Below are 15,057 nucleotides of genomic sequence, written 5' to 3'. Positions count from 1 at the left end.
CCGTCCAGCAGGTGGGGGACTAGAACGTCAGCTTCCAGCTCGCCACATGGCCCGTGTCCTGCGGAGCCACGTCCTGGACGCGCAGCTTCCACGTGCCGTTCGCCGGCTCCGCCGACGCGTTGACCGTGAACGTCTGCGTCACGTCCGCCGCCGAGTCGTTCGCGTCCGAGTCCTTCAGCCGGTACGACTTCCCGCTCGGGCCGATCAGGTCCACGACCAGGTCACCCCGGTACGTGTGCTTGATGTCCACCGCCACCTTCAGCGCCGACGGCGCATTGCCGGAGAGCCCGGTCACCGCAATGGGTGATTCGACGGCCGCCCCCGCGTCGGGGATGTCCACCTGCGCCTTGCTCTCGAAGACCGTGCCGCCCGGCGGCGTCGTGGAGCCGCCGCCGCTCAGCGTCCAGATCGCGTAGGCGATGGCATCGCTGTTGTTCTTGAGCGCGGAGTCACTGATGTTCGCCGAGGTGTCGCACGAGCGGTGGTAGCAGCGGTCGAACGCCTGGCCCTGCGTGCCGCCCCACTTCTGCGCCTGGGCGGCGGACTTGATGTAGTCGGCACCGCTGAACAGCCCGCCCACGGGTATGCCCGCGTTCTGGAAGGGCGCGTGGTCCGAGCGGCCGTCGCCCTCGGTGTCCACCTCGGTGGCGATGTTCTTCCCGGCGAAGTAGTTCTCGAAGAGGGCTTCGAGCGGCTGGTCGTAGCCGTAGACGAAGTAGCCGGGGTTCGGCGAGCCGATCATGTCGAAGTTCAGATAGCCGTCGATCTTTGACCGCTCGGCGGCGGACAGCTTGCCGACGTAGTTCTGCGAGCCGACCATGCCCAGCTCCTCGGCACCCCACCAGCCGAACCGCAGGTGCTTGCCGGGCTTGTAGCCCTCGCGGGCCACGGAGAGGGCGACTTCGAGGATCCCGGCCGTTCCGGAGCCGTCGTCGTTGATGCCGGGCCCGGCGGAGACCGAGTCGAGGTGCGCACCGGCGAAGACGACGTGGTCGGTGTCGCCGCCGGGCCAGTCGGCTATGAGGTTGTAGCCGGTCGAGCCGTTCGAGGTGAACTGCTGGACGGTGGTGGTGTACCCGGCGGCGTCCAGCTTGCCCTTCACATAGTCGAGGGACGCTTTGTAGCCGCTGCGGCCGTGGGCGCGGTTGCCACCGTTGGCGTTGGCTATGGACTGCAGCTGGTTGAGGTGCGCCTTGACGTTGGCGACGGGGATGTCCGGCACACCGGACTTGGTGCCCTTGACGGCACTCGTGGCGCCCGCAGCGCTCGCGGCACTCGCGGCGGTGGGAACCGCGTGCGCCGGAAGCGAGGAGACGCCGAGCAGGGCGGTGGTGACGGCCGCGCCGGACGCCAGCAGGGCGGCGGCGCGGCTTCTTCGGGGCAGGGTTGGTCCGTTGAGTTCAGGCATGGGGGGCTCCCAACTCCATTTGACGTGGCCATGATGCTGGGCGCCCCCTGATGGAGCGTCAAGGGCGGTTTCAGGACGCCGATCACCGGTTTCCGGATATAGGGCGCCTGTTCACCCCCGCTGAACTGTGGTTTCCGATGCCTGAGTGGCAATTGTGTTTTCTGTGTTGCCGCCCTCCCCGGCCTGCTCAACTGCAGTCTGCTCAACTGCCCGCTCCTGCGCCGCCACCAGCTCCGCCCGGGACTGCCGCGCCGTACGCAGCGCGTCCCAGGTGAGCGCGGCCAGCGCGAGCCACACCAGCGCGAAGCCCGCCCACCGCTCGGCCGGCATCGCCTCGTGGAAGACCAGCAGCCCCAGGGCGAACTGGAAGACCGGCGCGAGGTACTGGAGCATGCCGAGCACCGACAGCGGCAGCCGCACGGCCGCCGCGCCGAAGGAGACCAGCGGGACGGCGGTGATCACGCCGGTGCCCATCAGGAGCAGCGCGTGGCCGGTGCCCTCGGAGGCGAACGTCGAGCCGCCCCGCGCGCCGAGGAAGAGCAGGACGCCGAGCGCGGGCAGGAACTGCACGGCCGTCTCGACGGCCATCGACTCCAGGCCGCCCAGCCCGACCTTCTTCTTCACCAGGCTGTAGGTGCTGAACGTCGCGGCGATCGCGAGCGCGATCCACGGCGGCTTGCCGTAGCCGACGGCCAGCACGACGACGGCCGCCAGGCCGACGCCCACCGCCGCCCACTGCGCGGGGCGCAGCCGCTCGCGCAGCACGAGGACGCCGAGGGCGATCGTGGCGAGGGGGTTGATGAAGTAGCCCAGGGACGTCTCCACGACGTGCCCGGCGTTCACGGCCCAGATGTAGACCCACCAGTTCGCCGAGATGACGAGCGCGCCGAGCGCCGCCGTCCCGAGCCGCTTCGGCTGCCGCAGCAGCGGGCGTATCCAGCCCCAGCGCCGCGTCACCACCAGCACGGCGGCCACCGTGGCCAGCGACCACACCATCCGGTGGGCGAGGATCTCGAGCGCCCCCGCCGGTTCCAGCAAGGGCCAGTACAGGGGGAAGAGCCCCCAGATCGCATAGGCGGCTACGCCGCACACCAGTCCTGTCCGGGTGTCGCTTCCCGGCTTCTGCGGCTCCACGTTCTACCTCCGGTGCACTGCGCTGTGGGGGACTTTGCGAAGGTAGCGCCGCATGCGGCGGTGTGTCATACCCGTCTCGCGTGACGGTCATGACATTGCTCCCGTCCGGGGCCCGGGTTCCTACGACACCGCCTCGCCGCGGGCCGCGCGCAGTCGCTCGATCGCGCGGGTCACGTCCAGCGGCAGGATCGTCACCGCCACGTTCGGCAGCTGCTCCAGCACCTTGGCCATCTCCTCCGCCGTCTGCCGGTGCAGCAGCCGGCCCAGCGGGCTGGAGTACGTGCGACGGGGGATCAGCAGCGTCAGGGCCGTGGTGCCGTCGGCCGTCGTGCGGGCCGCCAGGTCCGCCACCGTGTGGCGGAGGCGGCGGTCCGGGCAGTCCACCAGCTCCAGCGGCACCGTCGTGCCCGAGTGCTCGTCCCAGCGGGCGGCCAGCCGCCGCGCCCGCTCCTCGTCGATCACGAAGTGCAGCGCCCGCACCTCGTCCGGCCGCAGCTCGTGCGCATAGCGCAGGGCCTTGACGGTGGCGAGGTCGAGGCTGTCGACGAGGACGTACACCAGGTGCCGCCGCCAGCGCGGCCGGTCCGTGGTGAACGCCGCGACGTTCTCCAGGGCCTCGGCCTCCTCCCGGTACTCGCGGTTGATGCGGATCAGCGCCCACACGCCGAGCGGGAAGACGACCACGACCAGCCAGGCCCCCTCCGTGAACTTGGTGATCGCGAAGATCACCACCACCAGGGCCGAGGCCACGGCCGAGGCGAGGTTCACGCCGATCCGCCAATGGCTCTCGCGGCGCCGCCAGTAGTGGGCCGCCATTCCGGCACCGGCCATGGTGAACCCGGTGAAGACGCCGATGGCGTAGAGCGCGACGAGTTTGTCGACGCTGGCGCGCGTCACCAGCAGCAGCGCCAGCGATACGACCGTGAGGCAGATGATGCCGTTGGAGAAGGCGAGGCGGTGGCCGCGCCGCATCAGCTGCCGGGGCAGGAAGCGGTCCTGGGCGACGAAGCTGGCGAGGAAGGGGAAGCCGGTGAAGGGCGTGTTGGCGCCCGTGTAGAGGATGAGGGCCGTGGCGAGCTGGACGTACACGAGCCCGGCCGTGCCCGCCCAGCTGCTGCCGAAGACCAGCCGGGCCTCCTGCGCGATGACGGTCGGGTTGCCGTCCGCGTAGGGAATGGCGTGGGTGTAGTGGGCCAGCGTGGAGACGCCGAGGACCATCGTGCCCAGGGCACAGCTCATGACCGTCAGGGTGCGCCGTGCGTTCCTGCCCTGGGGCTTGCGGAACGCGGAGACGCTGTTGGAGATCGCCTCCAGGCCGGTCAGCGAGGAGCCGCCGTTGGCGAAGGACCGCAGCACCATGAAGAGCGAGGCCCCGTACAGCCAGCCGTGGCCCCCGGAGCCCAGCGGCATGGCCCCCGCCGCGTGCACGTCCGCATGCGGGAGGCCGCCGGTCAGCGCCCGTACCAGGCCCACGACCAGCATCGCGGCGACCGCGAGCATGAAGAGGTAGGCGGGCAGGGCGAAGGCGCGGCCCGCCTCCCGGATGCCGCGCAGATTGCCGTACATCAGGATCACCACCACGCCCACGGTGATGGGGAGCTTGAGGTGGTCGATGCCGGTGTAGCCGTCCGCGGTGAGGTGGGCGAGGGAGATCAGGGCGTCCGTGCCCGCGGCCGTCTGCACGGCGACGGTGACGATGTAGTCGACGAGCAGCGCCACGGCCGCCACCTGGGCGATCCGCGGCCCGAAGTTCTCCCGGGCCACGACGTACGAGCCGCCCGCACGGGTGTAGACGGAGACGACGTCGCGGTAGGAGAGCGTCAGCAGCAGCAGGACGAACAGGATCGCGCCGGTCACCGGCAACAGCAGGGTGAACGCGCCGAGCCCGGCGACGGGCACCAGGATGCGCAGTATCTCCTCGCTGCCGTACGCGGTCGAGGACATGCAGTCGGAGGCGAGGACGCCGAGCGCCATCGGGTTGGAGAGCTTCTCGTGCGGGAGCTGCTTCGTGACCAGCGGCGGCCCGAGGAGCAGGCTTTTGAGCCGGTAGGCGAGCCGGTCGCGGATGACGGGCGGAGTCGCTTCGGAGGCAGCGGGGTCGGCCATGTCCATATGACAACGGGTGCCCGGCCCGAGGGGCCGTCAGACTCCCCGGCCGGACACCCGAATCGGGTGCCCGGCCGGGGCGGAACGGACGGCGGCGGAACCGGCGGCGGATCAGCCGACGACGGTCCAGGTGTCGTTGCCCGCCAGCAGGGCGGAGAGGTCGCCCTTGCCCCGCTGCTCGACGGCCGTCTCCAGCTGTTCGGCCATCTGGGTGTCGTACACCGGTCGCTCGACGTCGCGGAAGACGCCGATCGGGGTGTGGTGGAGGGTGTCCGGGTCGGCGAGCCGGGAGAGGGCGAAGGCGGTGGTCGGGGACGCGGCGTGCGCGTCGTGGACCAGGAGGTCCGCCTCGTTCTCAGGGGTGACGGCGACGACCTTCAGATCACCGGTGGCCCGGTCGCGGACGACGCCCTTGGCGCCCTCGGCGCCGAAGCGGACGGGCTCGCCGTGCTGGAGGCGGATGACCGCCTCCTGGGCCTGTTCCTTGTCCTTCAGTGCCTCGAAGGCGCCGTCGTTGAAGATGTTGCAGTTCTGGTAGATCTCCACCAGCGCGGTGCCGGGGTGGGCGGCCGCGGCGCGCAGCACCTCGGTGAGGTGCTTGCGGTCGGAGTCGACGGTGCGGGCCACGAAGGACGCCTCGGCGCCGAGGGCGAGCGAGATCGGGTTGAACGGGGCGTCCAGGGAGCCCATCGGCGTGGACTTGGTGACCTTGCCGACCTCGGAGGTGGGGCTGTACTGGCCCTTGGTGAGCCCGTAGATCCGGTTGTTGAACAGCAGGATCTTCAGGTTCACATTGCGACGCAGGGCGTGGATGAGGTGGTTGCCGCCGATGGAGAGGGCGTCGCCGTCGCCCGTGACGACCCAGACGGACAGGTCGCGGCGGCTGGTGGCCAGGCCGGTAGCGATGGCGGGGGCGCGGCCGTGGATGGAGTGCATCCCGTAGGTGTTCATGTAGTACGGGAAGCGGGAGGAGCAGCCGATGCCGGAGACGAAGACGACGTTCTCGCGGGCGAGGCCCAGTTCGGGCATGAAGCCCTGGACGGCGGCGAGGATGGCGTAGTCGCCGCAGCCGGGGCACCAGCGCACTTCCTGGTCGGACTTGAAGTCCTTGGCCGAGAGCACGGCGTCCGCCTTGGGCACCAGGGAGAGTGCCTCAGTCATCGATGGCCTCCTTCAGCACGGTCGCGAGCTGCTCGGCCTTGAAGGGCATGCCGCTCACCTGGGTGTGGGAGCGGATGTCGGTCAGGTACCGGGCCCGCAGGAGGGTGGCGAGCTGGCCGAGGTTCATCTCGGGGACGACCACCTTGTCGAAACGGCCGAGCACCTCGCCGAGGTTGGCCGGGAACGGGTTGAGGTGGCGCAGGTGCGCCTGGGCGATGCGGCCGCCGCCCGCCCGTACGCGGCGCACCGCGGCCGTGATCGGGCCGTAGGTAGAGCCCCAGCCGAGCACGAGGGTGCGGGCCTCGCCGGAGGGGTCGTCGACCTCGGCGTCGGGGACGGCGATGCCGTCGGTCTTGGCCTGGCGGGTACGGACCATGTGGTCGTGGTTGGCCGGGTCGTAGGAGATGTTGCCCGTGCCGTCCTGCTTCTCGATGCCGCCGATGCGGTGCTCCAGGCCGGGCGTGCCGGGCACGGCCCAGGGCCGGGCCAGCGTCTCGGGGTCGCGCTTGTAGGGCCAGAAGACCTCGGTGCCGTCGGCCAGGGTGTGGTTGGTGCCGGTGGCGAACTGCACGCGCAGGTCGGGCAGTTCGTCGGTCTCGGGGACGCGCCAGGGCTCCGAGCCGTTGGCCAGGTAGCCGTCCGAGAGCAGGAACACCGGCGTCCGGTAGGTCAGGGCGATCCGGGCGGCGTCCAGCGCGGCGTCGAAGCAGTCGGCCGGGGTGCGCGGGGCGACGACCGGGACGGGGGCCTCGCCGTTGCGCCCGTACATCGCCTGGAGCAGGTCCGCCTGCTCGGTCTTGGTGGGCAGGCCCGTGGACGGGCCGCCGCGCTGGATGTCCACGATCAGCAGCGGCAGTTCCAGCGAGACCGCGAGACCGATGGTCTCCGACTTCAGCGCCACGCCCGGACCCGAGGTCGTGGTCACCGCCAGCGCCCCGCCGAATGCCGCGCCCAGCGCCGCGCCGATGCCCGCGATCTCGTCCTCGGCCTGGAAGGTGCGCACGCCGAAGTTCTTGTGCTTCGAAAGCTCGTGGAGGATGTCCGAGGCCGGGGTGATCGGGTACGAGCCGAGGTACAGCGGCAGGTCCGCCTGGCGGGAGGCGGCGATCAGCCCGTACGACAGCGCCAGGTTCCCGGAGATGTTGCGGTAGGTGCCCGGCGGGAAGGCGGAGGTGGCCGGGGCCACTTCGTAGGAGACGGCGAAGTCCTCCGTCGTCTCGCCGAAGTTCCAGCCCGCCCGGAAGGCCGCCACGTTCGCCTCGGCGATGTGCGGCTGCTTCGCGAACTTCTTCCGCAGGAACGCCTCGGTGCTCTCCGTCGGCCGGTGGTACATCCACGACAGCAGGCCCAGCGCGAACATGTTCTTGCTGCGCCCGGCCTCCTTGCGGGAGAGGCCGTACTCCTTGAGCGCCTCGATGGTGAGCGTGGTCAGCGGCACCGGGTGCAGGTGATAGGCGTCCAGCGAGCCGTCCTCCAGCGGGGAGGTCTCGTAACCCACCTTCGCCATCGGGCGCTTGGTGAACTCGTCGGTGTTCACGATGATCTCGGCGCCGTGCGGCACATCGCCGATGTTCGCCTTCAGCGCGGCCGGGTTCATCGCCACCAGCACGTTCGGGGCGTCGCCCGGCGTGAGGATGTCGTGGTCGGCGAAGTGCAGCTGGAACGACGAGACACCCGGAAGCGTGCCGGCGGGGGCCCGGATCTCCGCGGGGAAGTTCGGCAGCGTCGACAGGTCGTTGCCGAACGACGCGGTCTCCGAAGTAAACCGGTCACCCGTGAGCTGCATGCCGTCACCGGAGTCACCTGCGAAACGGATGATGACCCGGTCCAGCCGGCGCACCTCCTTGGCGCCGTGGGCGCCTTCGGCCCCGTTCGCGGGGGCGCGCTGTTCGGCGAGGCGCTCCCGAACCGGGCTCTCGCCACGCTGTTCGGCTGGATCGGCCTGTCCGGCCGGGCTGCTGACCTGGCTGGTCACTGCTTCGGACCTCCCTCGTGGCGGCGCCGCGCATTCGGTGGCGCCGACCGGCGTTCCCTCGGCCATCGTACGTGGGGGAGGAGGGCAATCCCTGGATGGGCCAATGATTTGGCAGCACCAGGACAGCAGGCAGTGTTTGACGTGCGGCGAGGAGGCGAAACCCGGCCGGTTCCGGCCTTCCCCGCCGTGCGCGTCAGGGAGTTCCAGGAACTAGGAGCGCAGGTAGGTGAGCACCGCCAGCACGCGCCGGTGGTCGCCCTCGCTGGGCGACAGGCCCAGCTTGAGGAAGATGTTGCTGACGTGCTTCTCCACCGCCCCGTCGCTGACCACCAGCTGCCTGGCGATGGCGGAGTTCGTCCGCCCTTCGGCCATCAGGCCCAGGACCTCCCGCTCGCGCGGGGTGAGCCCGGCCAGCACGTCCTGCTTCCGGCTGCGGCCCAGCAACTGGGCGACGACCTCGGGGTCCAGGGCGGTGCCGCCCCGGGCCACGCGGACCACCGCGTCCACGAACTCGCGGACCTCGGCCACCCGGTCCTTCAGCAGATAGCCGACGCCCCGGCTGCTGCCGGCCAGCAGCTCCGTCGCGTACTGCTCCTCGACGTACTGCGAGAACACCAGCACGCCCAGCTCGGGGTGGTCCCGGCGCAGCCGCACCGCGGCCCGTACGCCCTCGTCGGTGTGGGTCGGGGGCATCCGCACGTCGGCGACCACGACGTCCGGCAGGGCGTTCTCACCGGCCAGCTCCGTGACGGACTTGATCAGCGCCTCCGCGTCGCCGACGCCCGCGACGACCTCGAGCCCGCGGTCGGTCAGCAGCCGGGTCAGGCCCTCCCGCAGCAGCACCGAGTCCTCGGCGATGACCACGCGCACCCTGTCCTCCACGATCACGATTCTCCGGCCCCCCTGGCGGCACCGCCGCCCGCATCCGACGTACGAACCCTTCCGAACAACTCTCCCAGCATTGCAGCTTCCGGCCCCGGGGCGGGGTGCCCCGGGGCCGGAAGGAAGGGTGCACGTCGTGCACGGTGGCGTCAGGAGCGCCAGGGCAGCTCCGCCGTGATCGTGGTCGGGCCGCCGGCCGGCGAGTCGACGACCAGCAGTCCGTCGACGGAGTCCAGCCGCTCGGCGAGCCCGGCCAGTCCGCTGCCGGCGGCGGTCGAGGCGCCGCCGCGGCCGTCGTCCTGCACCTGGAGCATCAGCCGGTCCTCCGAGCGCCACATCTCCACGCGCGCGGTCCGGGCGCCGCTGTGCTTGCTGATGTTCTGGAGCAGTTCCGAGACGGTGAAGTAGGCGATGCCCTCGATGGCGGCGGCCGGGCGGGCCGGGAGGTCCACCTCCGTCGTCACCGGCACGGTGCAGCGGGCGGCCAGGGCCGACAGGGCCGGGCCGAGTCCGCGGTCGGTGAGGATGGCGGGGTGGATGCCGCGGGCGAGGTCGCGCAGTTCCTGGAGGGCGAGCTTCACCTCGCCGTGGGCCTCGTCGACCATGTGCGCCGCGGCCTTCGGGTCCTCCCTGAGCTTCTCCTTGGCCAGGCCCAGGTCCATGGCGAGGGCGACGAGGCGGGCCTGGGCGCCGTCGTGGAGGTCGCGCTCGATGCGGCGCAGGTCGGCGGCGGCGGTGTCCACGACCACGCCCCGGTCCTCCTCCAGCTCCCACACCCGGGCCGCCAGCCGGGAGGGGCCCAGCAGGCCCGTCACCAGCAGCCGGTCCACGTGGGCCAGAGCCCGGATCACCCACGGGGTGATCAGCACCAGCACCAGGCCGACGGCGCAGACGACGGCTATCTCGAGGGAGCTGTCGAGGTACCAGGTGCGGCCGTGACCGTCGTCGAAGACCATCATGCCCGGCTGGTCGGTGTACGTCGGCAGCGTCCACTGCCACAGCGGGTAGAGGAACAACGCCCAGCTGACGGACCACAGGACCACGGCGAGCACGAAGGAGAAGAGCGCCCACGGGAAGTACAGCACCATGTAGAGCAGGTGCCGCCAGGACGTCCCGCTCTTGAGCAGCGCCCCCACCCAGGGCATCAGCCCGCCGCGGTCGCGGTTCTTCCCGCGGGGGCGTACGGGCTCGGGCTCCGCCACGTCGAGGCGCAGCAGCGCGCGGGCACGGGCGCGCTCCAGGATGCCCAGCCCGCGCGCCCCGGCGAGGGTGGCGGCCAGGAGCGGGACGCCCAGGAAGGTGATCAGCAGTCCGGCGCTCGCCGAGGTCATCGTGACGGCGTAGGAGAACGTGAACGTCGCGATGGGCAGGCCGGTCAGCAGGTGGAGGAACTCCCGCCAGGTGCGCCCCTCCAGGGGCGCGCGCAGCACGGCCGGCATCCGGTGCGCCGGGGGTCCGTAGTCGATGGCCATGTCCTCGTTCCTCGTCGTCGGCTGGGCTTCTCCTTGTGCCCCAAGCCTCCCGTGGCGGCGGCCCCGGAACCATGCGGCAGGTCGGTGTCCTCGTGGTGGGGCTGGCCCTACCTCCCCGCCTCCCGCTTGCGCCACGGCAGTTCCGCGGTGATCGTGGTCGGCCCGCCGGCGGGAGAGTCGACCGCCAGCAGCCCGTCCACCGAACCCAGCCGCTCGGCGAGCCCGGCCAGGCCGCTGCCCTTGGCGGTGGAGGCGCCGCCGCGGCCGTCGTCCCACACCTGGAGCAGCAGCCGGTCGTCCGCCCGCCACACCTCCACCCGGGCCCCCGACGCCCCGCTGTGCTTGCTGATGTTCTGGAGCAGCTCGGACGCCGTGAAGTAGGCGATGCCCTCGATGGCCGCGGCCGGGCGGGCCGGCAGGTCCGCCGTGACCTTCACCGGCACGGTGCAGCGCGCCGCCACCGACGACAGGGCCGGGCCCAGTCCGCGGTCGGTGAGGATCGCGGGGTGGATGCCGCGAGCGAGGTCGCGCAGCTCCTGGAGGGCGAGCTTCACCTCGCCGTGGGCCTCGTCCACCATCTGCGCCGCCGCCTCCGGATCCTCCAGCAGCTTCTCCTTGGCCAGGCCGAGCCCCATGGCGAGGGCGACGAGGCGGGCCTGGGCGCCGTCGTGCAGGTCGCGCTCGATGCGGCGCAGGTCGGCGGCGGCGGTGTCCACGACCACCCCGCGGTCCTGCTCCAGCTCCGCCACCCGGCGCTCCAGCTCGCTCGACGGGCACAGCAGGCCCCGGACCATCGCCCGGTCGGCGTGCGTCAGCAGCCGGGCGAGGTGGCCCAGCAGTGGCCAGAGGACGAACAGGGAGACGAGGGTGACGGAGAAAGTGAGAACGCCCCATGGCAGTCGTATGAACGAATACAGGGTGCTGCGCCAGGCCACCGGGTCCTTGAGCGTGGCCCACATCCAGGGGAAGAAGCCCCGGTCCGTGCGGTGCCCGGCGAGCGGGCTCGGCTCGTCGATCCGCACACCCAGCAGGGCGCGCGCCCGGCGGCGCTCCAGCCGGCCCAGCACCCGCGCACCCATCAGGCCCGCGGCCAGCAGTGGCAGGCCCACCACGGTGATCGACAGCGCGACGCCCACGTACAGCCAGATCGACACGTAGACGAAGCCGATGATCCCCTCGGGGAGGTTCAGGAGGAGGTGGCAGACCTCCCGCCAGGTCCGGCCGTCGAAGGCGAGGCGGGGCGGAGGCAGTAGTTCCGCTTCTTTCCCGCCGGGGGCGGCGTCACAGGCGGACTCACGGGTGGTGCTGCTGGCGCTCATACGGCAAGCCTGCCCCGCGCCCGGGGCCTGTCGCCATGGGGGTCACGGGGGCCGACGGGTAGGGATATCCCTACCTCTGGCGAGACAGGGCTGCCTTACCCGGCGCCTACAGGGCCTAGACTCGCGTGCGTACAGATCGTCGAACAAACAGGACAGGGAGCGAGGGGCGACCGTGCGCACCAATGGCGCCGATGTCCGGCTCGCGGCGGACTACTTCCACGCCTACTCGGTCGTGGGGCTGCTCGCCGTCGTCGGCGTGCTCTTCGTCGCCGTGGCGTTCGGGGCGGGACGACTGCTGCGGCCCGTGGTGCCGACGCCGGAGAAGCTGCTGACGTACGAGTGCGGCGTCGACCCCGTCGGCGAGGGCTGGGCCCACACCCAGGTCCGCTACTACGTCTACGCCTTCCTGTACGTGATCTTCGCCGTGGACTCGATCTTCCTGTTCCCCTGGGCGACGGTGTTCGCCGCGCCGGGCTTCGGCGGCGCGACGCTCGTGGAGATGTTCGTCTTCCTCGGCTTCCTCGCCGTTGGCCTGTTGTACGCATGGAAGAAGGGCGTCCTGGAATGGGCGTGACACCCCCGGTCGACCTGCCCGAGCCCCGCCGGCTCGGCCCGCTGGCCCGCCTGGCCCCCGAGCCCATGAAGGTCGTCCTGAACTGGGGCCGCCGCTACAGCCTGTGGGTCTTCAACTTCGGGCTGGCCTGCTGCGCGATCGAGTTCATCGCCGCGTCCATGGCCCGGCACGACTTCATCCGCCTGGGCGTCATCCCCTTCGCGCCGGGCCCGCGCCAGGCCGACCTCATGATCGTCTCCGGCACGGTGACGGACAAGATGGCGCCGGCCGTGAAGCGGCTGTACGAGCAGATGCCCGAGCCCAAGTACGTGATCTCCTTCGGCGCCTGCTCGAACTGCGGCGGCCCCTACTGGGACTCGTACTCGGTGACCAAGGGCGTCGACCAGATCATCCCCGTGGACGTCTACGTGCCGGGCTGCCCGCCGCGGCCGGAGGCGCTGCTCCAGGGCATCATCAAGCTTCAGGAGAAGATCGCCGAGGAGTCGCTGGGCGAGCGGTACGCCTCCGGCGGGCGCGGCCCCTCCGCCGCCGCCCTGCGCAGCGGCCTGGTGACCCCGCCGCAGGCGCCCTCGGCGCCGGGGGAGACGGACCGATGAGCGAGCCGACGGAGCCGGGGACCACCGGCGCGGAGCCGGCCGTGGGCTGGCTGCCGGGCCCCGCCACCGAGCTGTTCGGCGCGGACGCGACGGCCGAGGAGGCGTACGGCCTGCTGACGGTCGACGTCCCCGCGGAGCGGTGGACCGCCGCGCTCGAAGCGGCCCGCGACCGTCTCGGCTGCACCTTCTTCGACTGGCTGAGCGCGGTCGACGAGCCCGGCACGGGCTTCCGCGTCTGCGCGCACGTCGCCGCGCTCCCCGGCGGGGGCGCGGGCACGCGGCGCCTGCTGCTGCGCACCACCGTGCCGCACGGGGCCGCCGTGCTGCCCAGCGCGGTGGGCGTCTACTCCGGTGCGGCGTGGCACGAGCGCGAGACGCACGAGATGTTCGGCATCGACTTCCCGGGCCACCCGCACCTGATCCCGCTGCTGCTGCCCGACGGCTTCGAGGGCCACCCGCTGCGCAAGGACTTCGTGCTGGCGGCCCGCGTGGTGAAGGCGTGGCCGGGTGCGAAGGAGCCGGGCGAGGCGGCGGAGGGCGGCCCGAAGCGCCGCCAGATGCTGCCCCCCGGCGTGCCCGACCCCAACGAGTGGGGCCCCCTCAAGGGCCAGCTCCCCCCGGCCCCGGCCCGCCCGGCCCGCACCCCCCGCGCGGCAGGCGCCGCAGGCGCCGACCGCCCCGCTCGCCGCACGCGCAGCGTGACGGAGGGCTCGGCGAGCCAGGCGCCGGAGGCGGCGCCTGCGCCGCGGCGTGCGCGTAGTGCTGCCGAGGGCTCGGCGAGCCAGGCGGCGGAAGGTGCGGCTCCTGCGCCGCGGCGTGCGCGTAGTGCGGCCGACGGTTCGGCGAGCCAGGCGGCGGAGGGCGCGGCACCCGCGCCGCGGCGCGCTCGCAGTGCGGCCGATGGCTCGGCGAGCCAGGCGGCGGCGGGGGCTCCCCCTCGCCGTACCCGCAGCGCGGGCGAGGGCTCCGCGAGCCAGCAGGCCGAGGGGGCTGCTCCCCGCAGCGCCGACGAGGGCTCGGCCGCCCAGCCGCCCGCCCCCAGCGAGCCCTGGCGCACCCGGCCCCGGCCGGCCCCGCGCTCGTCCGACGCCCCGTGGCACCACGCCCGGCCGGCCTTCGAAGAGCCGTCGGCCCCGGAGCCCGAGCCGACCGAGGGCGAAGCCGGGCCCACGCCGGGTGCAGACCACGAACCCTCCGGCGGTGCCGGGCCCGCTTCTTCCCGCCGCGACGGCGAGGAGCCCCCGCGGCGGAGCCCGGCGGTGCCGGACTCACCGGAGCGCGAGACTCCCGGCGAAGCCGGGGACGGCGCCGCCCGGACGCCGGGTACGGACCAGGAGACCCCCGGCGAAGCCGGGCGCCCCGGGAACGGGCCCGCCGAGAACGACACGAACCCCGCCGGAGGCGACCCCGCATGAGCAGCAGCGACACTCTCGACGTCGTCCTGCGTCTCGTGGGCGTGTTCGTCGCCTTCGTCGTGCTGCCGCTCGTCCTCGGGCAGACCGAGCACAAGGTCATGGCCCATATGCAGGGGCGCCTCGGGCCCATGTACGCCGGTGGCTTCCACGGGTGGGCGCAGCTCGTCGCGGACGGCGTGAAGTTCGCGCAGAAGGAGGACGTCGTACCCGCGAACGCGGACCGGCGCATCTTCCAGCTCGCCCCCGCCGTGGCGCTGCTGCCCTATCTGCTCGTCCTGCTGGCCATCCCGGTCGGCCCCGGCAACGCCGTCGGCCAGTTCATCGACGCGGGCATCTTCTTCGTGCTCGCCGTCATGGGCGTGGGCGTCCTCGGCTCGCTGATGGCGGGCTGGGCGTCGGCCAACAAGTTCTCCCTGCTGGGCGGCCTCCGCACGGCCGCGCAGCTGCTGGCGTACGAGCTGCCGATGCTGCTCGCGGCGGCGTCCGTCGCGATGGCGGCGGGCACGGTCTCGCTGCCCGGCATCGTCGAGGCCTTCCACTGGTGGTGGGTGCCCTGGCAGATCGTCGGCGGCCTGGTCTTCTTCACGGCCGGGCTCGCCGAGCTGCAACGGCCGCCGTTCGACATGCCGGTCGCCGACTCGGAGATCATCTTCGGTGCGTACACCGAGTACACCGGCCTGCGCTTCGCGATGTTCCTGCTCGCCGAGTACGCGGGCATCGTGGTGCTCTGCGGGCTGACGACCGTGCTCTTCCTCGGCGGCTGGCACGGCCCCTTCGGGGCCGACGGGCTCGGCTGGCTGTGGACGCTCCTCAAGACCCTGGTCCTGGCCTTCGTCGTGATGTGGCTGCGCGTGACCTATCCCCGGCTGCGCGAGGACCAGCTCCAGAAGCTGGCCTGGACCGTGCTCATCCCGCTCGCCCTCGCGCAGATCGCGCTGACCGGAATCGTGAAGGTGGTGATCCGGTAGTGGGCATCCCCGGCTCCGGCCTCGCCAAGGGGCTGGCCGTCACGCTC

At 72.1% G+C, this 15,057-nt stretch carries 12 protein-coding genes; 4 read left to right on the top strand and 8 right to left on the bottom strand.

From position 1 onward, the window contains the following. Positions 1-19: 19 nt before the first annotated feature. The 8 genes from AC1Z4A_RS13990 to AC1Z4A_RS13955 form a co-directional block, all read right to left on the bottom strand. The gene (locus AC1Z4A_RS13990; protein ID WP_483678816.1) at positions 20-1,408 is read right to left on the bottom strand and encodes a M28 family metallopeptidase; all 1,389 of its coding nucleotides are present in this window, start codon (positions 1,406-1,408) and stop codon (positions 20-22) included. Positions 1,409-1,519: 111 nt separating this feature from the next. After that, on the bottom strand, positions 1,520-2,542 hold the full coding sequence (gene rarD / locus AC1Z4A_RS13985) for an EamA family transporter RarD (protein WP_483678815.1): 1,023 nt from the start codon (positions 2,540-2,542) through the stop codon (positions 1,520-1,522). A gap of 120 nt (positions 2,543-2,662) precedes the next feature. Beyond that, on the bottom strand, positions 2,663-4,648 hold the full coding sequence (locus AC1Z4A_RS13980; RefSeq protein WP_483678813.1) for an APC family permease: 1,986 nt from the start codon (positions 4,646-4,648) through the stop codon (positions 2,663-2,665). 111 nt (positions 4,649-4,759) lie between these two features. Then, positions 4,760-5,809, bottom strand: coding sequence for a 2-oxoacid:ferredoxin oxidoreductase subunit beta (locus AC1Z4A_RS13975; protein ID WP_483678812.1), 1,050 nt, complete (start codon positions 5,807-5,809; stop codon positions 4,760-4,762). Next, positions 5,802-7,784, bottom strand: coding sequence for a 2-oxoacid:acceptor oxidoreductase subunit alpha (locus tag AC1Z4A_RS13970; protein WP_483678809.1), 1,983 nt, complete (start codon positions 7,782-7,784; stop codon positions 5,802-5,804). Before AC1Z4A_RS13970 ends, AC1Z4A_RS13975 begins: the two co-directional genes overlap by 8 nt. Positions 7,785-7,994: 210 nt before the next feature. Then, positions 7,995-8,654 carry a LuxR C-terminal-related transcriptional regulator gene (locus AC1Z4A_RS13965; protein ID WP_483683587.1) on the bottom strand — a complete coding sequence of 220 codons (660 nt, stop codon included), beginning with the start codon at positions 8,652-8,654 and terminating at the stop codon, positions 7,995-7,997. 161 nt (positions 8,655-8,815) lie between these two features. Next, positions 8,816-10,138: a sensor histidine kinase gene (locus AC1Z4A_RS13960; protein WP_483678807.1), complete on the bottom strand. Its 1,323-nt coding sequence runs from the start codon at positions 10,136-10,138 to the stop codon at positions 8,816-8,818. A gap of 107 nt (positions 10,139-10,245) precedes the next feature. After that, entirely contained in the window at positions 10,246-11,457 is a 1,212-nt protein-coding gene (locus tag AC1Z4A_RS13955) for a sensor histidine kinase (RefSeq protein WP_483678805.1), read from the bottom strand. A gap of 172 nt (positions 11,458-11,629) precedes the next feature. On the opposite strand from AC1Z4A_RS13955, the gene AC1Z4A_RS13950 reads away from it, so the two are divergent. From AC1Z4A_RS13950 to AC1Z4A_RS13935, 4 genes are read left to right on the top strand one after another with little or no spacing between them, the layout of a single operon-like run. After that, entirely contained in the window at positions 11,630-12,031 is a 402-nt protein-coding gene (locus tag AC1Z4A_RS13950; protein ID WP_483678803.1) for an NADH-quinone oxidoreductase subunit A, read from the top strand. Then, entirely contained in the window at positions 12,022-12,627 is a 606-nt protein-coding gene (locus tag AC1Z4A_RS13945; RefSeq protein WP_483678801.1) for an NADH-quinone oxidoreductase subunit B, read from the top strand. The genes AC1Z4A_RS13950 and AC1Z4A_RS13945 overlap by 10 nt, the downstream gene beginning before the upstream one ends. Beyond that, positions 12,624-14,042: an NADH-quinone oxidoreductase subunit C gene (locus AC1Z4A_RS13940; protein WP_483678799.1), complete on the top strand. Its 1,419-nt coding sequence runs from the start codon at positions 12,624-12,626 to the stop codon at positions 14,040-14,042. Before AC1Z4A_RS13945 ends, AC1Z4A_RS13940 begins: the two co-directional genes overlap by 4 nt. Then, a complete protein-coding gene (locus tag AC1Z4A_RS13935) occupies positions 14,039-15,010 on the top strand; it encodes a complex I subunit 1/NuoH family protein (RefSeq protein WP_483678796.1) in 972 nt (323 codons plus the stop codon). Before AC1Z4A_RS13940 ends, AC1Z4A_RS13935 begins: the two co-directional genes overlap by 4 nt. Positions 15,011-15,057: the final 47 nt, after the last annotated feature.

This window comes from Streptomyces sp. 17_S59 (assembly GCF_056930295.1).
Note: the sequence above shows the minus strand (reverse complement) of the source record. Positions and strands in the feature narration are given on the sequence as shown.